Raw genomic sequence first — 17,313 nt, 5'->3', positions numbered from 1 at the left:
CCGCCGCATCGACGCCCGCGCGTCAGTCCAGCGGGGCGATGCCCAGCTGGTCGTCGTTCAGGCGCACCTGCACCCCGATGCCCAGCAGCCGGGGATCGATGTCCTCGAGCCGCTTGTAGTTGCCGGCCACCGAGAGCAGCTCGGCGCGCAGCTCGCGACAGAAGATCGCCGCCCCGGCATCGCCATGGATGCCGGCCAGGGCCCGACCGCGCAGGGCCCCGTAGACATGGACGCTGCCGCCGGCCAGCACCTCGGCGCCGGCGTTGACCGCGCCTACCACCACCAGATCACCCTCGGGCGCGGTGACCTGCTGTCCGGAACGCACGGTGCCGCGATAGATGCGCCCCACCGCACCGGTCGACGGTGCCGGCTCGTCCGCGATGGGCGCCTCGGCCGCCGGAGCGTCGTCGCCGACGGGCACGCTTTCCAGGGTGCGCGGTCGCCCGGCTTCCTGGGGCGGGAACCAGCCGAGCCCCAGCGCCCAGGACGATTGCTTGACGGGGTCGGCACCGCCCCGCACCGCCACCGGCAGCAGCTTGTGGGCCCGGCACACGGCGCAGATCCGCTCGAGCGCCAGATGCGGCTCGTCGAGCTGCTCGACGCTGAGCACCACCGGGGTATGCTGGAAGAAAGCGGGTGACTGGCTGAGCTTGCCGGCAAGCTGTTCGCGAATGCGTTCGGGGTCGGCGCTGGTCAGTTCCATGACCGTCATCGGCAGCATGCCGCCCTTGAAGGTGAAAGCCATCCCATCCCTGTCCACTTTGAGGCTCATGGCCGAACTCCACGTCGGATGATGGTCGGGGACCTGCTCACAAGCTATGCGAGTCCCCCCGATCCCGCAACCGATCATATGTCACGCCCGGGCGGCTTGTCAGTGTCTCGTAACGGCTACAGTCGCACATCGCGCCCTTTTCTGCCGGCACGCCGCATGCTTAGATAATTCAATGATAGCGCGCCATTGCGGCGCGTCTCACGCATCTGCGCGCCGGTCCGTCATGCCAGGCTCGCCGACCACTCTCAGGATCTCCCATGCCAGGACTCCTCCGCCGCCTGTTCGCCCCCCGCTGGCAGCACCCGAACCCCGAGGTACGCCGCCAGGCCATCGCCCGCCTCGATCCCGCACAGACCGCTCAGCTCGCCCGGCTCGAGCGCCTGGCGACGGACGCCGATCCCGACGTCCGTCGCGAGGCGCTGGCGCGGCTCGAGGAACCGCAGCGGCTGCTGGCCCTGCGACACGAGGGGGGCGAGAGCGCGGAGCTGAGCGAGCGGCTGGTGGCCCTGCTGAGCGGCCGCGACGGCGAGCTGGACCTGCCCGCCCGCATCGCCCTGGCGGAATCCCTGGACGACGCCGACCTGGCCGAGCGCCTCGTCCTGGAGGGAGACAACCAGCAACTGCGCCTGGCCGCCCTGGCTCGCCTCGACGACGAGGAGGCCCTGATCCGCCAGGCCTGCGACAACGGCATCGCCGCCGTGCGCCAGGCGGCCGCGGCCCGGGTCGAGAGCGAGGCCGGCCTGCAGCGGCTGATCCAGGGCGCAAGACGCGACCGCCAGGTGGTGCGCCAGGCCCGGGAGCGCCTGCAGCGGCGACGTGCCGACGCGGCCTCGCTGGCCGCGGCTCGGGAACGCCGCGAAGCGCTGCTGGGCAAGCTGGAGACCCTCGGCCACTCCGCCTGGGAGCCGATGTTCGGTGCCCGCTTCCGCCATCTGATGCGCGAATGGGCGAGCCTGTCCGACATGCCGAACGCCGAGCAGGAACGTCGCTATCAGGAGGCCTGCCTGCGCTGCCGCAAGACGCTCAGCGACCACGAGGCCCACGAACAGGCCCAGGACGCGGCCGAGCGACGTCGCGAGGACGCCGACCAGGCCCGCGAGGCACTGATCGACGCCCTGGAGGAAAGCCTCGACGGGCTACATAACGCCCAGCGCCTCGCCGATCAGGACATCGCCAGCCTGCGCGCCCAGAAACAGCTGCTGGCGACCCGCTGGCAGGCGCTCTCCGAACAGCATCTCGCCGACGAGACGCTGCGCCAGCGCTATGACGCGGCGCTGGCGGATTTCGCCCGCATCGTCGAGGCCCGGGAGCGCCTCGACGAGCGTGCCGAGGCCATCGAACAGGCGCTGCGCGACGGCGACGACGACCGGCTGGCCGAACTCGTCGAGGACTGCGACTGGCCCGACGACCTGCCGCCATCCCCGCTGCTGCAGCGCGCCGGCTGGCGCCTGGCCGACGAGGCCGGCGAAGCGGCCGAGCCCGGTGATCTCGAGGCGCGCCTGGCCCGCGTGGGCGATGACTTGGACCGCCTGGAACGCCTGCTCGACAACGGTGCCTTCAAGGGCGCGAACCGGCTCCACCAGAGCCTGCGCCAGCAGATCGACCACCTGCCCGAGGCCCGGCGCGGCGAGCCAGCCGCCCGGCTCAAGCGCCTCGGCGCCCGACTGGCCGAGCTGCGCGACTGGCGCGGCTTCGTCGCCGGCCCCAAGCGCACCCAGCTGTGCGAGGCCATCCAGGCCCTGGCCGAGGAGGAAGAGCTGGACGACGCCGAGCTCGACCGGCGCCACCGCCGGCTGGTCAAGGAATGGCGCGACCTGGGCGACGCCGCCGCCAACCGCGATCAGTCCACGGCCTTCCGGGCCGCCTCGGACCACATCCACGAACGCCTGCGCGAGTGGCGGACTCACCAGGACCGCCAGCGACAGGCCAATCTGACGGCCCGTCAGACCCTGTGCGACCAGCTCGAGCACCTGCTCGACCAGCCCGCCGCCGCGGCCGATCCGGACGCGCTACGGGAGATTCGCGACCGCGCCCGCCAGCAGTGGCGACGACTGTCACCGGTGCCGCGGAGTGAGGCCGAGGCCATCGGCCGGCGCTTCGGCCGCATCCGCCACGCTCTCCAGGCGCTGATCGAGAAGCGCGCCGGCGAGATCGCCGAGGCCAAGCGCGGGCTGATCGAGGAGGCCCGGGCCCTGCGCGACGGCGACCAACCGGCGAAGCGCCGTGCGGAGCAGGCCAAGGCCCTACAGCGCCGCTGGCGCGAGCTGGGCCGCGCGCCCAAGGGGGAGGAGCAGACGCTGTGGCGCGAGTTTCGCCACCTGTGCGACGAGATCTTCGCCCAGCGCGACGCCGACCGCAGCGACCAGGCCCAGCGCCACCGCGACCGGCTCGACACCATGCAGGCGCTGATCGACCGCATTGACGCCTGGCAGCCGGCGCGCAGCGACGACACGGCGTCGCTCGACGAGGCCGTCCAGGAAGCCGCTGCGCTGGAGCCGCTGCCCGCCGGGCGCCGCAGCGAGGGCATGCGCCGCCGCTGGTCCGGCATCGTGCGCGCTAGGCGCGAGCGCCTGGCGCGCCTGGCGCTCGCCGAAGTGGTCGAGCGCTGGCGCCGGGCACGCCCGCTGCTGGAGGCCCACCTGGAAGCGGACGCGGCCGCGCAGAACGACGGCGAATGCCGGGACGTGCCGGCCCCCGCCGAGCTGCCCGACACGCTGAAGGACGCCCACGACGCGCGCAACGCCGCCCGCCGCGATCCGCCGCCGGCGACCGAGGTCGAGGAGCGTCTGGCGCGCCTGCGCGTCCATCTGGCGCTGCTGGCCGGCGACACCAGCCACCGCCAGGACGACCCGCTGCGGCTGGCCATCCAGGTCGAGCGGCTCAACGAGAACCTCGGGCACACGCCCTCCCGCGCCGAGGAGCTGCGCGGCGTGCTGATCGAGCTGCTGGCCACCGGCCCGGTCGCGCCGACGCTGTGGGAGCGCGAGGTCGGCGAACTCGACCATACCCTGGAGAGCCTGACGCGGCTGCCGCCACCCTGACCCACCGCGCAGCATCCAGACACCGCGGCGCCTGTGTACTATCCCGAAACGAGAACGCGAGGCCTTTGGCCTCGCGTTCTTCTCCTGCCGGGCACGGCCTCGTCGGGCCGCCTGTTGTTCTCGGCTCAGCCCATGAACTGGCCGCCGTTGATGTCGACGTTGGCGCCGGTGATGAAGCCGGACTCCTGATCGGCCAGGAACACCACCAGGCGAGCAATCTCCTCCGGCGTGCCGTAGCGCTTGACCGGAATGGTCTCGCGAATCGCCTCGCGCACCTTCTCGGGAATCTTCATGATCATGTCGGTGGCGATATAGCCCGGCGACACCGTGTTGACGGTGATGCCCTTGGTCGCGGTCTCCTGGGCCAGCGACATGGTCAGGCCGTGCATGCCGGCCTTGGCCGCGGCGTAGTTCACCTGGCCGAACTGCCCCTTGCGACCGTTGATCGAGGAAATGTTCACGATGCGCCCGTAGTTATGCTCGAGCATGTCCTCGATCACGCTGCGGCAGGTATTGAAGACGCTGTTGAGGTTGGTGTCGATGACCTCGCTCCATTGCTCCGAGCTCATCTTCTTCAGGGTGCCGTCGCGGGTGATGCCGGCGCAGTTGACCAGCACGCTGATCGGCCCATGGGTCTCGCGGATTTCCTTGGCGCCGGCCATGCAGGCATCGAAGTCGGCGAGGTCCACGCCGGACAGGGCGATATTCTCGTAGCCGTCGGCCTTCTGCTGCTCGAGCCAGGCCTGGGCCTTCTCGGGATTGTGATATCCAGCGACGACCTGGTAACCGGCATCGGCCAGCGCGCGACAGATGGCGCTTCCGATTCCCCCGGTGCCTCCGGTGACCCAGGCTACGGCAGTGGATGTTGTCATTGATGCTCTCCCTGGTGTTATACAACCTGCGGCCGGGCGGCGGGCCCGGCCCCTCGAGACAGTCTCGTCTGCCCGGCTGTCATTTTCGTGACAGCTCGTCCCGAGTATGGACCAGTCAGCGCGGACAACACGAGGCCCCCAAAGATCGCTCGAGGCAGGGTTGACGCAGGTCAGGTTCTCTGTATAATGTGCCTCACGTTGATGCGGGGTGGAGCAGTCTGGTAGCTCGTCGGGCTCATAACCCGAAGGTCATCGGTTCAAATCCGGTCCCCGCTACCAAACATAAGAAAAAGGCCGATGTCTCAGGACATCGGCCTTTTTCGTTTTTGCGGATATTATCAATCCGATCGCCGGGCTCGGCTCTTCACAAACCCAGGAAGGTCATCGGCTCAAACCCGATCCCAGCCGCCAAATTTCAGAAAAGGGCCGATGTCTCAGCACATCGGCCTTTTTCGTTTTTGCGGATGTCATCAAACCGTTCGTCGGGCTCGGCTCTTCACAACTCCGGGGAGAGCATCAGTTCATATCCGGCCCAGCCGGCCGGCCTTGAATCTCCGCCCCCTCGCCCGCATAACATAGGACAAACACACTCCGTTCAAGGCCAGATCACCATGCCGATCGTCGATCCCCGTACCGGTGAGCCGCTCACCTCCGACAGCCAGGCCGACGCCAACTCCGGTGCCGCCCAGGGCGGAAGCCAGGCCGCGCAGCGCGATGATCTGATCATCGACGTCGACCGCAGCAACATCCAGCAGCTGCTCGAGACCTCCATGCAGGTGCCGGTGCTGCTCGACTGCTGGGCGCCCTGGTGCGAGCCGTGCAAGAACCTGATGCCGGTGCTGGAGAAGCTGACCCGCGAGTACAACGGCGCCTTCCTGCTGGCCAAGCTCAACATCGACGACAATCAGGACATCGCCGCCCAGCTGGGCGTGCGCTCGGTACCGGACGTCAAGCTGATCAGCCAGGGCGGCCTGGTCGACCAGATCCAGGGCGCGCTGCCCGAGAAGCAGATCCGCGAGTGGCTGGGCAAGTACTTCCCGGAGCCCGAGGGCGTGCAGGAGAGCCCCGAGGAGCAGGCCGCCGCGGCGCTGGAAGCCGGCGATGCCGAGACCGCCCGTGCGATCTACTCGGAGCTCGCCCAGCAGTGGCCGGACTACGGCCCCTACAAGGTGGAGCTGGCCCGCGCCCTGGTGGCCGCCGGCAATCCGGACGAGGCCCGCGCGCTGCTCGACGCCCTGCCGCCGGAGGAGCGCGACGCCGCGCCGGCCCGCGGCGTGCGCGCCAGCATCGAGTTCGGCGAGGAGGCCCCGTCCCGCGAGGCACTGGCCGCCCTGGAAGGCCGCGACGACAGCGAGGCCCGGTACCAGCGCGCCCTGCGCCAGGTGGCCGACGGCCAGTACGAGGCCGGCCTCGAGGCGCTGCTGACGCTGATGAAGCAGGACCGCGCCTATGGCGACGATGCCGCCCGCAAGACCCTGCTGCGGGTCTTCGACGCTCTGGGCAACGATCATCCGCTGACCGCCACCTACCGCCGCAAGCTGTTCGCCCTGCTCTACTGAGCCGCGACCGAACCGAGCGAACGCCGCCGCCCTTCTCCGGAGGGCGGCGGCGTCGCGTCAGGCCCCCAGCACGCCGTCCAGCCGCGCCAGCGCCGCTTCCAGCTGAGTCGCGGTGGTACCGAAGTTGAGCCGCGCGAAGCCCGGCCGACCGAAGGGCGCCCCGTCGGACAGCGCCACCCCGGCGCGGTCGAGCAGCGCCCGCTGGGGCGAGGCCACGCCCTGCAGTGCCGGCGCCTCGCGCAGGTCGAGCCAGGCCAGATAGGTGGCCTCGGGCGGCGTCATGGTCACGCCCGGCCAGCGCGCCACGCGCTCGATCAGCCGCGCCCGATGGCCGCGCAGGGTCTCGAGCAGCGCCTGGCGCCAGGGATCGCCGTGACGATAGGCGGCCTCGGCGGCCACCAGGCCGAGCACGTTGCCGTCCGGCTGCAGCCCCTTGGCCATGGCCGCGAAACGGCGACGCAGGCCGGCATCGGGAATCACCGCGCAGGCGGCGGTCAGCCCGGCCAGGTTGAAGGTCTTCGACGGCGCCCACAGCGTCAGGATCCGCTCGGCGAGCTGCGGATAGGCGGCGGCCAGCGGCCGGTGCCGTGCCCCCTCGTCGAGCATCAGGTCGGCGTGCAGCTCGTCGGAGACCACGATCAGATCGTGGCGTTCGACCAGCTCGGCCAGGCCGTCGAGCTCGTCGTCGCGCCACACGCGGCCGGTGGGATTGTGCGGCTGGCACCACAGCAGCAGCCGGGTCTCGGGGGTGATCGCCGCTTCCAGGGCATCGAGGTCCAGCCGCCAGTCGTCGCCCGGCGCTTCGGGCGGGCGCATCGCGGCCTGCTGGGCCAGGCGGCCGGTGCGCTCGGCCACCTGCAGGAAGGGCGGATAGATCGGCGTCACCGTCAGCACGCCGTCGCCCGGCTCGGTCAGCGCCAGGCTGGCCACGTGCAGCGCCGGCACCACGCCCGGCAGCCACAGCTGCCAGCCGGGCGCGATGTCCCAGCCGTAGTGCGTGGCACTCCAGTCGCACAGTGCCTGGCCCAGGCTATCCGGCACCCGGCCGTAGCCGTAGACGCCGTGGTCGACCCGGGCGCGCAGCGCCTCGATCACCGCCGGCGGCGAGCGGAAGTCCATGTCGGCGACCCACAGCGGCAGCACGTCCTCGCCGTACCGATGCCATTTCTGTGACGGCCAGTCGCCCTCGGGCGGGTGGCGTCGCTCCACGGGCGTGGCAAAATCGAACTCCATTGCGTTCCCTGCTCCCAGAGGCCATGAACCATGACTGAAACCATGCCGCAAGGCGGCTTCTATGCCAAGGTACGCCGCGGCCTGCCCGGCCTCATCGCCCGCTGGAAGGACATCGGCCGCGACTCGCCGGATCGCCTGGCGCTGATCCTGGCCGAAACCGCCCGGGTGGCCAAGCTGGGCCAGCCGGAGGCCACGCCCGACGCCGCCACCCTCACCGCCTGGGCCGATCCCGAGGCGCCGGACGAGGTGCCGCTGTGGGCCGGCCGTACCGCGCTGTTCCTGCTGGTGCAGATGCCGGCCCGGCCGCTGCCGGTCGATGATGACGAGGCCTGCGCCTGGGCCTACTGCTGGCTGCGCAACCGCGATCCGGACAGCTTCGAGGCCGCCCGCGACGCCCTGCCCGAGCACCTGCGCCAACCGCTGGACGCCGCTCTCAAGGCGGCCTGGACGGATCGCCAGGGCCTGCGGCTGGTGTGACGCCGCGCCGATGCCTTCAGGAGGCGGCCAGGACGGACCGCCAGGGCCTCGGGCTGGTGTGATGCCTGCCCACCATATCAGCGCCGGCGCGCGGCCTTCTTGGGCTTGAAGCCCGCCGGCTTGGTGGCCAGCCATTCGACGAAAGCACGAACTTCCGGATGCGCCAGCAGCGCCTCCCGGCTGCGATAATGCTCGGCCAGCTCGCGCTCGCCGAGCACCGCGTGGATGTGCTTGTGGCAGGCGTGACACAGCCACAGGATCGCCGTCAGCCGCTCGGCGCGATCGAAGCGACGCCGGTAGCGCGCCTTGCCGTGCAGGGCGCGGGGAATCAGATGATGCCGGGTCAGCGGCGCCGCCCGGCCGCACAGCTCGCAGCCCTCGGGGCGGGGCGGCGGCGAGAGATCGTGTCCGGCCATGGCCCTCTCCACGACGATACATGCCCCTAGGATAAGGAAAATCACATGGACGTTCCGCTTACCTGGCAGCTGGCCAAGCTCGCGGTCTCGATCGGCGTGGTGCTCGGCCTGTCGATGATCGCCGAGCGCGTCAGCACCCGCGTCGCCGGACTGCTCTCCGGCTATCCGCTGGGCACCGCCATCGCCCTGTTCTTCATCGGCCTCGAGCTCTCGCCCGCCTTCGCCGCCGACAGCGCGGTGCACACCCTGGCCGGCTTCACGGCGACCCTGGCGCTGGGCGGCGGCTACCTGCTCGGCGGCCGTCGCGACGGCCTGGCGGGCATCGCGCTGGGCACCCTGACAGGGCTTGCCTGCTGGCTCGCCACCAGCCTGGTGCTGACCCGGATCGACTTCGATCGCGTCACCGGCACCCTGACGACGCTGGCCGCCATCGCCGTGTTCACCTGGCTCTATCGCCGGGTGCCGGACATCAAGGCCAGTCCCAAGGGCGGCTTCTCCTGGCCCGCCCTGGCGCTGCGCGCCGGCCTCGCCGCGGGCATCATCTTCCTGATCACCGGCCTCGCCCACGTGGTGCCCTCGGCCTGGGCCGGGGTGATGGCGGCCTTCCCGGTGACCATGTATCCGTTCCTGGTGATCCTGCACCTGACCCAGGGCGCCGCGCCCACGGCCACCGTGATCAAGCACTATCCCGCGGGGCTCGGCTCGCTGCTGTGGTACGCCCTGGTGGTCTCGCTGACCTACGACAGCCTCGGCCTGTGGCCGGGCACGCTGCTGGGCTTCGCCGCGGCCACGCTGTGGCTGCTCGGCTGGACCCGGCTGCAGCGCTGGTGGCGCGAGCGCCGCACGCCGTCAGCGCGCGGCTGAACGGGCCGCCCATTGACCAAGCGCTTGCTCGGCGGCGATGCTGACAGGCCGGCCATGACCGACGAGGACGCCCATGTTCACGCGCACCATCGAACCCGCCTTCTACGACACCGATGCCCTGGGGCACATCAACAACACCCGCCTGCCGGCCTGGTTCGAGCTGGCGCGCAATGACCTCTTCCGGCTGTTCACGCCGGACCTCGACCCGGGCCGCTGGCGGCTGATCATGGCGCGCATGGAGATCGACTACCGGGCCGAGCTCTACTACGGCCACGACATCGAGATCCGCACCTATCTCACTCGCCTCGGCACCAGCTCCTTCACCGTGACCCAGGAGGCCTGGCAGTCGGGCCGGCTGGCCAACCTGGGGCATACCGTACTGGTCCACTACGATCATCAGGCCAAGGGAGCGGTCCCCCTCGAGGGCGCGCTCCGCGAGGCCCTCGCCGCCCACCTGCAGGACACGGAGACCCAGGACGCATGACCCCCGCCATCAAGGCCCTGGAAAAGGCCGGCGTGGCCTTCGAGACGGCCAGCTACGAGCATGACCCGCGCCGCCCCGCCTACGGCGAGGAGGCTGCCGAAGCCCTGAGCCTTCCCGCCGAGTCGGTGTTCAAGACCCTGCTCGCACGCCTCGACGACGGCCGGCTGGCGATGGCCATCGTGCCGGTCTCCGGCCAGCTCGACCTCAAGGCGCTGGCCCGGGCGGCCGGTGCCCGCAAGGCGCAGATGGCCGAGTCCGCCGAGGCCGAACGCGCCACCGGCTATGTGGTCGGCGGCATCAGCCCGCTGGGCCAGAAGAAGCGCCTGCCGGCCTTCATCGACGCCAGCGCCGAGGCGCTGGCGCGCTTCCACGTCAGCGGCGGACGCCGCGGCCTGGAGCTCGCCCTCGCCCCGGCCGACCTGGCGCGACTGCTGTCGGCGACCTTCGCCCCCCTGGCACGCTGAGCCGAACGCCGCCGTCTGCGGTCCCAGTCGTATCCGCCCCATCGATCCCAAGGAAGCCCCATGGCCATCCGCTACGACCTCTGGCTCGATCCCGACGACGTCGCCCGCCATCGCGCCGTCGAGGCCGACCTGGAGAACTTCTTCCTCGAGCGCTTCGCCGACTACCCGCATATCCGCTTGTTCGGGGCAGACCCCTACGATTATGATGCGCCCTTCAACCGCCTCTACGATGTCCTGATCGCGCGCGGCGGCGAGTACTGCGAACGGCACTGGCACTACGTGCCCACCCCCGAGCAGCTCAACCGCACCTTCTTTCGCGCCGTGGGACGCTCGACCAAGTTCATACGAGACGACCCCGACGATGGTGATTCAACCTGACACCCTGCCCGACGAGCGCCAGCTCGCCGTCATCGCCGCGCAGCTCGGCCGCGCGCCCCGCGGCATCGAGGCCCTGGCCGCCACCGACGGCGAGGGCACGCCGCTGGTGCTGCGCATGGCGCCCATCGTCGACGAAACGCCCTTCCCGACGCTCTACTGGCTGAGCGACGAGCGGCTCAAGGTCGAGCTGTCGCGCATCGAGGCCGCCGGCGTGATCAAGACCCTCGAGGCCCGGCTGAAGGAGGACCCCGAGTTCCTGGCCGCCTATCACCAGAGCCACGAGGACTACGTGGCCGCGCGCTGGGGCTACATGAGCGAGGCCCAGCGCGCCGAGGTCGAGCGCCGCGGCTACGGCGACGTGCTTCGCCAGCGCGGCATCGGCGGCATCGCCAACTGGGACCAGGTGCGCTGCCTGCACACCCAGTACGCCCATCATCTGTGCGGTCACAACGTCATCGGTCAGTGGGTGGACGCCGAATATGGCGTCATCGACCTGCTGCCCTGAGCAGCCGCGGCCGGCCGTGGCATAGCGAGATCACACGAGGGCGCCTGACGGCGCCCTTCTTGCGTCGGCCCGCTGCCGGCGACCACGCATCAAGGAGGACATCATGTCGAGATTCTGCGTCTATCTGGGCTCGCGGGACGGCCACGACCCGCGCTTTCTCGCCGCCGCCCGGACGCTGGGCGAGGCGCTGGCCCGCCGAGGCCACTCGCTGGTCTACGGCGGCGCCCGCGTGGGCATGATGGGCGAGCTGGCCGACAGCGTGCTGGGGGCCGGCGGTGAGGTGATCGGCGTGATGCCGGATCACCTGGTGGAGCGCGAGCAGGCGCACCTGGCGCTGACCCGGCTGATTCGCGTGCGCAACATGCACGAACGCAAGGCCAGCATGGCCGCCCACTGCGATGCCTTCATCGCCCTGCCCGGCGGCATCGGCACCCTGGAGGAGCTGTTCGAGGCCTGGACCTGGCGCTATCTGGGACTGCACGACAAGCCGATCGGCCTGCTCGACACCGCCGGTTTCTATTCGCCGCTGCTGACCTTCCTCGACAGCACCGTGGAGCACGGTTTCCTCAACGCCCGCACCCGCCAGGACCTGCTCGCCGCCGAGGCGCCCGAGTCGCTGCTCGACGCCCTGGAGGCGCGCCTGGCCGCCGCCTGAGGCGTTTCACGCCCCACGACGCAGACCGCCCGGCACGGGGCCGGGCGGTCAGGGAGAGTCAGGGGTGTCGCCTCAGTCGACGATCTCCAGCGTGCGCTGGTAGGTGAGCTGAAGCAGCAGGGCGTCTTCCCCGGCGCGGTGGCGATGGATGCCGCGCTCTTCGATGATCGCTTCCTTGATGTCGCTCCAGCGCGCCATCTGCGCCTCGCTGAGCAGGCGGCGCAGGGCCTCGAGGCGGAAGGCGGGCAGCATGCCCGCGTGGTGGAAGAGCAGCGACAGCCAGGTGTTGTCGTAGCCCCAGCTGTCGCTGTAGGCCACGCCGACCTCGGCCAGCTCGTCGTTTAGCCAGCGCGCCACCTGACGTACCGGGTGGCCCTCGCGCGCCAGGCGATTGCGCGAGATGCCATGCAGGAGTTCCGCCTTGGGATCCCAGTGCGTCCACTCGTCCAGGGGCTGGATCAGGAAGGCGCAGGTGCTGCCGTCCGCGCGAGCCAGGCCGACCTCGATGGGGTAGCTGCCGCGTCCGAATCCGGACGCTTCGATATCCAGCAGTGTCGGTAACGTCACGGGCTGCTGAGTCCTTGATGATGTAGGACCGCCGATCATTGGCGGCCGAAGTCACTGCCCCGGATGAGGCGCCATCATCCTAGTGTCGCGTCCCGGCTTCGTCGCTGTCCAGTGGCGCCACCGGCACGGCGTTGCGTTCGGCCAGCGCCGTCCAGTGCGCGGTACGCTCGGGATCCTGCGGCAGCTCCAGCTCGCCGTCGCGGTAAGCCCGCGCCAGGCGCTCCGCCGCCAGACGATGCCCCGCCTCGCCGGCCCGAGCGTACCAGGTCACCGCACGGTCGGCGCGATGCGGGTACTGGGCACAGCCATGCTCGTAGATCTGCCCGGCCTGATACTGGGCATGCAGGTCGCCCCCTTGGGCGGCCTCGAGCACATAGCGGGCACCGCGTGCCTTGTCCTGGGGCGTGACGGCACGATGGAACAGCATATGGCCGTACAGCGACAGGGCAGCCGGGTGGCCGGCATCCGCGCAGCGCTGGAAGAGATGCATGGTCAGGCGCTGCGTGCGCGGCGAGCGAGGCAGCCAGCGCGTATGAAACAGCTGGCGCGCCAGATGGTACTCGAGCCGAGTGAACAGTGACGATGCCTGCGGCATGACAAACAACCTTGCGTCCTGGGGGTCGGTTGATGACGTCGAGCATGTTCCCGTGCTCGGCGTCCTGTACGGAAAAATCGGCCGCCTTGTGGGCTCCTCCCAGGCAGCGGATGCGCAGCATACGCCCGCCCCGGCAGTGACTCAACCCCTCGGCGTTTACGATATCGCTCCCCCGGCGCTACCATGCCAGGGCACTGCCCCCCCTTGATGAGGAGAAACGGATGCAGACCCGCCCCCTGGGCCGAACCGGCCTCGACGTCAGCCGGCTGTGCCTCGGCACCATGACCTTCGGCGAGCAGAACAGCGAGGCCGAGGCCCACGAGCAGCTCGACCGCGCCGTGGCCTTCGGCGTCAACTTCATCGACACCGCCGAAATGTACCCGGTGCCGCCCAGGGCCGAGACCCAGGGCCTGACCGAGTCCTACGTCGGCAGCTGGCTCAAGGCCCGCGGCGCGAGGGACGACGTCATCATCGCCACCAAGGCCGCCGGCCCGGGACTCGACCACATCCGCGGCGGCCCGCGCCTGACCCGCGAACACCTGCACCAGGCCATCGACACCAGCCTGGCCCGGCTGCAGACCGATTACGTCGACCTCTACCAGCTGCACTGGCCGGACCGCCGTGCCAACTTCTTCGGCCGTCTCGGCTACGAGCACGACGCCGAAGAGGACGCCACCTCCCTCGAGGAGAGCCTGTCGGCACTGCAGGAGCTGGTGCAGGCCGGCAAGATCCGCGCCGTGGGCCTCTCCAACGAGACGCCCTGGGGCGTGATGCATGCCCTCCAGCTGGCCGAGCGCCAGGGCCTGCCGCGGGTCGCCTCGGTGCAGAACCCCTACAGCCTGCTCAACCGCAGTTTCGAGGTGGGACTGGCCGAGATCGCCCATCGCGAGGACGTCGGCCTGCTGGCCTACTCGCCGCTGGCCTTCGGCAAGCTGTCCGGCAAGTATCTCGACGGCGCGCGGCCGGAAGGCGCGCGCCTGACGCTCTTCGAGCGCTTCCAGCGCTACAATTCGCCGCAGGCCGAGGAGGCGACCCGCGCCTACGTCGAGATCGCTCGCCAGCATGGCCTCGACCCGGCCCAGATGGCCCTGGCCTACGTCAATTCGCGCTCCTTCCTGACCAGCAATATCATCGGCGCCACCACCATGGCGCAGCTGGAGAGCAACCTGGAGAGCGAGTCGCTGCGCCTCGACGACGAGGTGCTCGCGGCCATTGAGGAGGTGCACCAGCGTCACCCCAACCCCAGCCCCTGAGGCCGATGCTCCCTCCCGGGCCAAGGCTATGAGCGCGATAGCCCCGGCCCGGGACACTGCCTGATATACTCGTAGCCGACTCAATTCAGGCACAGGAGCGCCCCATGCTGAGCGTGATCTCGCCCGCCAAGACACTGGACTTCGAGACCCCGGCGACCACGGCCCAGGCCACCCAGCCCGACTTTCTCGACCGCAGCCGTGAGCTGATCGGCATCCTGCGCGACCTCTCGCCCCAGCAGATCGGTGAGCTGATGGGCGTCAGCGACAAGATCGCCGGGCTCAACGCGGCCCGCTTCGCCGATTGGCAGACGCCTTTCACGCCGGACAACGCCAAGCCCGCCGCCCAGGCCTTCCAGGGTGACGTCTACGTGGGGCTGGAAGCCGCCACCTTCGACGAAGGCGACAACGCCTTCGCCCAGGAGCACCTGCGCATCCTCTCCGGCCTCTACGGCCTGCTGCGACCGCTGGATCTGATCCAGCCCTACCGGCTGGAAATGGGCACCAAGCTCGCCAACCCGGCCGGCATGGATCTCTATGCCTACTGGAAGCCGACCCTGACCGATGCCCTCGATCGGGCCATCGCCGAGAGCGGCAGCAAGGTACTGGTCAACCTGGCCTCCAACGAGTACTTCAAGGCCGTCGATGCGAAGAAGCTCGACGCCCGTGTGATCACACCGGTGTTCAAGGACGAGAAGAACGGCCAGTACAAGATCATCAGCTTCTACGCCAAGAAGGCCCGCGGCCTGATGGCGGCCTGGATGATCCAGCAGCGCCTCGACGATCCGGAAGGCCTCAAGGACTTCGACGTGGCCGGCTATCGCTACAGCGCCGCCGAGTCCCAGGGCAATACCCTGGTGTTCTGCCGCGCCGAACAGGATCGCCCGTAACGTACCTCAGTCGAAGAAGCGCAGCGGCCGCGGAGAGCGCGGTTTGAGGAAGCGGCGATGCACGTCCCTGAAGCGGGCATCGTCGCAGCGCTCGAGCCACTCATAGGCCGCCATGTCGGCGCTCACCGCCCAAGCGCCGGCCCGCTCGATCCGCCGCCGGGCCAGGGACGCTTCCTCGCGCCGCCGGCTGACGGTGGCCTCGGCCAACCAGAAGACCTCGTAGCCCGCCTCACGAAGCCCGAGCCCCGTCTGCAGCACGCAGACGTGGGCTTCGGCCCCGCACAGTACCACCTGATGCCGCCCGCTCTGAGCCAGCGCCTTGGCGAAGTCAGGCTCCGCATGGGCATCGAAGCGGCTCTTTTCCCAATAAAGGGCGCCTTCGAGTGCCTCGCGCAGCCGGGGCTCGCTGCCCCCGAGGCCCGCCGGATACTGCTCGGTCAGCCATACCGGCACCTCCAGTGCAGAGGCGACCCCACCCAGCCAGCTCGCTTCCCCGACGGCCTGCTCGCCGCCGTCCAGCACCGGCAGCAGCCCGGCCTGAAGATCGACGATCAGCAGCAGGCTCTTCTCTCGAACAAGACGCATCGATGATCCTCCACGGCAAACGGTGCCGGTGTCGCCCCAAGTCGCTAGAATGGTGGCTTCGGCTTCTTCCCGGCGGGCTCTCCCGTCACATTCCCTGGAGACACACGATGCGTCAACTCTTCGTCATGCTCGTCGTCGGCCTGCTGGGCTTCGGCCTCGCCGTCGACCATGCCGACGCGCGCCGCCTGGGTGGCGGCAAGAGCTTCGGCAGTTATTCGCGCTCGGCGGACTCGCCGAGCGCGACCAGCACGCGCACCAACGGCACCGCCGGTGCGGCCGCGACCCAGCGCAAGCCGTCCAGCGGCCTGTCGCGCTTCGCCGGGCCCTTCGCCGGCCTGCTGGCCGGCGGCCTGCTGGCCTCGCTGTTCTTCGGCGGCGCCTTCGACGACCTGCGCTTCTTCGACATCCTGTTGATCGGCGGTGCGCTGTTCCTGCTGTTCAGGCTGTTCGCCCGCAAGCGGCGCCCGGCAACGGCAGGCGGCCCTGGCATGGAGACACGCGAGTCTCACGAGCAGGCTCAGGCTCAGCCCCAGGCCTTCACCGGTTCACTCGGCGGCGGTCTCGCCAAGGAGCCGGCGTGGTTCGACCGTGAGCGCTTCCTCGGCGGCGCCAAGGAGCACTTCATGACCCTGCAGCGCGCCTGGGACAACAACGACTTCTCGCAGATCCAGGACTACGTGACACCGGAGCTCTACAACCTGTTGCGCGAGGAACGCGACCAGCAGCCGGCGAACAACCGCACCGAGGTCGTGCGTCTGTTCGCCGAGCTCGGCAGCATCCAGGAAATCGGCTCCCAGGCCGAGGCCACGGTGCTTTTCCACGGCATTCTCGACGAGAACGGCGAGCAGAACGCCTTCAACGAGACCTGGCACCTGGTGCGCGAGCTTCGCGAAGGCGCCCCCTGGCACGTTCAGGGCATCGAGCAGAACCCCGCCTGATACGCGTCTTTCACAGACCACGACAGGCACAAGAAAGGCCGGGCAATAGCCCGGCCTTTTGCCATTCAGAGACCCCACCATCGGCGCAGCCCTCGGTCTTCATCAGCCTCTCGAGCCTCCACCGCAACACGCCTCTCCTGGCTCGTCATTCCCCTCAGAGCAAGCCGCGCTCTCGCCCCTGGTCCTATCCCCTTCGATCCTGACGGACCGTGACACCTGCCATGTGACGGCATTCAGGGCATCATCTTCCTCGGACCAAATACACGAACGCCCCGCCCTCTTGAAGAGGACGGGGCGTTTTTTCGGATATCGATCCAGGCTCAGTCTCGGCACCCTGTTCGACCGGCCAGACATGAAAAACCCCGACTCGATGAGCCGGGGTTTTCTCGGGATAAGTGCCTGACGATGTCCCGGTCGGCGTTCCGATACTCTCCATGGGAACTCCCCGATCATATACGCGACCTGCCGGCCAGACATGAAAAAACCCCGAGCCTTTTGGGCTCGGGGTTTTCTCGGGATAAGTGCCTGACGATGACCTACTCTCGCATGGGAACTCCCACACTACCATCGGCGCTGAGCGGTTTCACTGCTGAGTTCGGCATGGGATCAGGTGGTTCCCGCACGCTATGGTCGTCAGGCGAAAAAGGCAATGCGAATCATGCTGACGAGATATGTCTCTCGCGTATCCGCTGTCGTCTGTTGTCAGTCACAGACCACTTGGGTGTTATATGGTCAAGCCTCACGGGCCATTAGTATCGGTTAGCTCAA

The 17,313-nt window shown here is 69.4% G+C and carries 19 protein-coding genes, 1 tRNA gene and 1 rRNA gene; 13 read left to right on the top strand and 8 right to left on the bottom strand.

The features are described 5' to 3' along the window. Positions 1-22 precede the first annotated feature (22 nt). Positions 23-772: a septum site-determining protein MinC gene (gene minC, locus CVH10_RS02985; protein WP_106487789.1), complete on the bottom strand. Its 750-nt coding sequence runs from the start codon at positions 770-772 to the stop codon at positions 23-25. A 257-nt stretch (positions 773-1,029) separates the two neighbouring features. On the opposite strand from minC, the gene CVH10_RS02980 reads away from it, so the two are divergent. Continuing rightward, positions 1,030-3,813, top strand: coding sequence for a DUF349 domain-containing protein (locus CVH10_RS02980; RefSeq protein WP_106487788.1), 2,784 nt, complete (start codon positions 1,030-1,032; stop codon positions 3,811-3,813). A gap of 125 nt (positions 3,814-3,938) precedes the next feature. Here the strand turns inward: CVH10_RS02980 and phbB are convergent, their stop codons facing one another. After that, the gene (gene phbB, locus CVH10_RS02975; protein ID WP_106487787.1) at positions 3,939-4,685 is read right to left on the bottom strand and encodes an acetoacetyl-CoA reductase; all 747 of its coding nucleotides are present in this window, start codon (positions 4,683-4,685) and stop codon (positions 3,939-3,941) included. Positions 4,686-4,887: 202 nt separating this feature from the next. On the opposite strand from phbB, the gene CVH10_RS02970 reads away from it, so the two are divergent. Further along, a tRNA-Met gene (locus CVH10_RS02970) sits at positions 4,888-4,964 on the top strand. Between the two features lie 332 nt (positions 4,965-5,296). Continuing rightward, positions 5,297-6,244, top strand: a complete 948-nt coding sequence (locus tag CVH10_RS02965; RefSeq protein WP_035599796.1) for a tetratricopeptide repeat protein — start codon at positions 5,297-5,299, stop codon at positions 6,242-6,244. 57 nt (positions 6,245-6,301) lie between these two features. On the opposite strand, the gene CVH10_RS02960 is transcribed toward CVH10_RS02965, so the two are convergent. Then, positions 6,302-7,477 carry a MalY/PatB family protein gene (locus CVH10_RS02960; RefSeq protein ID WP_106487785.1) on the bottom strand — a complete coding sequence of 392 codons (1,176 nt, stop codon included), beginning with the start codon at positions 7,475-7,477 and terminating at the stop codon, positions 6,302-6,304. A gap of 42 nt (positions 7,478-7,519) precedes the next feature. Here CVH10_RS02960 and CVH10_RS02955 point away from each other — a divergent pair, with 42 nt between their 5' ends. Next, complete coding sequence (locus tag CVH10_RS02955; RefSeq protein ID WP_106487784.1) at positions 7,520-7,954, top strand: hypothetical protein; 435 nt, start codon at positions 7,520-7,522, stop codon at positions 7,952-7,954. Between the two features lie 77 nt (positions 7,955-8,031). On the opposite strand, the gene CVH10_RS02950 is transcribed toward CVH10_RS02955, so the two are convergent. After that, positions 8,032-8,370, bottom strand: coding sequence for a hypothetical protein (locus tag CVH10_RS02950; RefSeq protein WP_106487783.1), 339 nt, complete (start codon positions 8,368-8,370; stop codon positions 8,032-8,034). Between the two features lie 45 nt (positions 8,371-8,415). Between CVH10_RS02950 and CVH10_RS02945 the strand changes: the two genes are divergently transcribed. The 6 genes from CVH10_RS02945 to CVH10_RS02920 all read left to right on the top strand — a co-directional run bounded on the left by CVH10_RS02945 (position 8,416) and on the right by CVH10_RS02920 (position 11,720). After that, positions 8,416-9,234 carry a hypothetical protein gene (locus CVH10_RS02945; protein WP_035599806.1) on the top strand — a complete coding sequence of 273 codons (819 nt, stop codon included), beginning with the start codon at positions 8,416-8,418 and terminating at the stop codon, positions 9,232-9,234. A gap of 73 nt (positions 9,235-9,307) precedes the next feature. After that, positions 9,308-9,718 (top strand): thioesterase family protein, encoded by a 411-nt coding sequence (locus CVH10_RS02940; RefSeq protein WP_035599808.1) that lies wholly within the window; start codon positions 9,308-9,310, stop codon positions 9,716-9,718. Continuing rightward, complete coding sequence (ybaK, locus tag CVH10_RS02935; protein WP_035599810.1) at positions 9,715-10,182, top strand: Cys-tRNA(Pro) deacylase; 468 nt, start codon at positions 9,715-9,717, stop codon at positions 10,180-10,182. The genes CVH10_RS02940 and ybaK overlap by 4 nt, the downstream gene beginning before the upstream one ends. A 60-nt stretch (positions 10,183-10,242) precedes the next feature. Further along, positions 10,243-10,560, top strand: a complete 318-nt coding sequence (locus tag CVH10_RS02930; RefSeq protein WP_016856333.1) for a hypothetical protein — start codon at positions 10,243-10,245, stop codon at positions 10,558-10,560. Beyond that, positions 10,544-11,065: a DUF501 domain-containing protein gene (locus CVH10_RS02925; protein WP_106487782.1), complete on the top strand. Its 522-nt coding sequence runs from the start codon at positions 10,544-10,546 to the stop codon at positions 11,063-11,065. Before CVH10_RS02930 ends, CVH10_RS02925 begins: the two co-directional genes overlap by 17 nt. A gap of 103 nt (positions 11,066-11,168) precedes the next feature. After that, positions 11,169-11,720, top strand: coding sequence for a TIGR00730 family Rossman fold protein (locus tag CVH10_RS02920; protein ID WP_106487781.1), 552 nt, complete (start codon positions 11,169-11,171; stop codon positions 11,718-11,720). Positions 11,721-11,792: 72 nt separating this feature from the next. Here CVH10_RS02920 and CVH10_RS02915 read toward each other — a convergent pair whose 3' ends face one another. Beyond that, positions 11,793-12,287: a hypothetical protein gene (locus tag CVH10_RS02915; RefSeq protein WP_035599816.1), complete on the bottom strand. Its 495-nt coding sequence runs from the start codon at positions 12,285-12,287 to the stop codon at positions 11,793-11,795. A 79-nt stretch (positions 12,288-12,366) separates the two neighbouring features. Further along, positions 12,367-12,882, bottom strand: a complete 516-nt coding sequence (locus tag CVH10_RS02910; RefSeq protein WP_035599818.1) for a tetratricopeptide repeat protein — start codon at positions 12,880-12,882, stop codon at positions 12,367-12,369. A 221-nt stretch (positions 12,883-13,103) separates the two neighbouring features. On the opposite strand from CVH10_RS02910, the gene CVH10_RS02905 reads away from it, so the two are divergent. Next, positions 13,104-14,135 carry an NADP(H)-dependent aldo-keto reductase gene (locus tag CVH10_RS02905; RefSeq protein WP_035599820.1) on the top strand — a complete coding sequence of 344 codons (1,032 nt, stop codon included), beginning with the start codon at positions 13,104-13,106 and terminating at the stop codon, positions 14,133-14,135. Positions 14,136-14,239: 104 nt separating this feature from the next. Beyond that, positions 14,240-15,022, top strand: a complete 783-nt coding sequence (gene yaaA, locus CVH10_RS02900; RefSeq protein WP_106487780.1) for a peroxide stress protein YaaA — start codon at positions 14,240-14,242, stop codon at positions 15,020-15,022. Positions 15,023-15,028: 6 nt separating this feature from the next. Here yaaA and CVH10_RS02895 read toward each other — a convergent pair whose 3' ends face one another. Continuing rightward, a complete protein-coding gene (locus CVH10_RS02895) occupies positions 15,029-15,607 on the bottom strand; it encodes an isochorismatase family protein (protein ID WP_035599825.1) in 579 nt (192 codons plus the stop codon). Positions 15,608-15,714: 107 nt separating this feature from the next. Between CVH10_RS02895 and CVH10_RS02890 the strand changes: the two genes are divergently transcribed. After that, positions 15,715-16,545, top strand: a complete 831-nt coding sequence (locus CVH10_RS02890; RefSeq protein WP_035599827.1) for a Tim44 domain-containing protein — start codon at positions 15,715-15,717, stop codon at positions 16,543-16,545. A gap of 523 nt (positions 16,546-17,068) precedes the next feature. On the opposite strand, the gene rrf is transcribed toward CVH10_RS02890, so the two are convergent. Next, positions 17,069-17,183 (bottom strand): 5S ribosomal RNA (gene rrf, locus CVH10_RS02885). Positions 17,184-17,313 lie beyond the last annotated feature (130 nt).

This window comes from Halomonas sp. ND22Bw, assembly GCF_003011945.1.
GTDB lineage: Bacteria > Pseudomonadota > Gammaproteobacteria > Pseudomonadales > Halomonadaceae > Halomonas > Halomonas halophila.
Note: the sequence above shows the minus strand (reverse complement) of the source record. Positions and strands in the feature narration are given on the sequence as shown.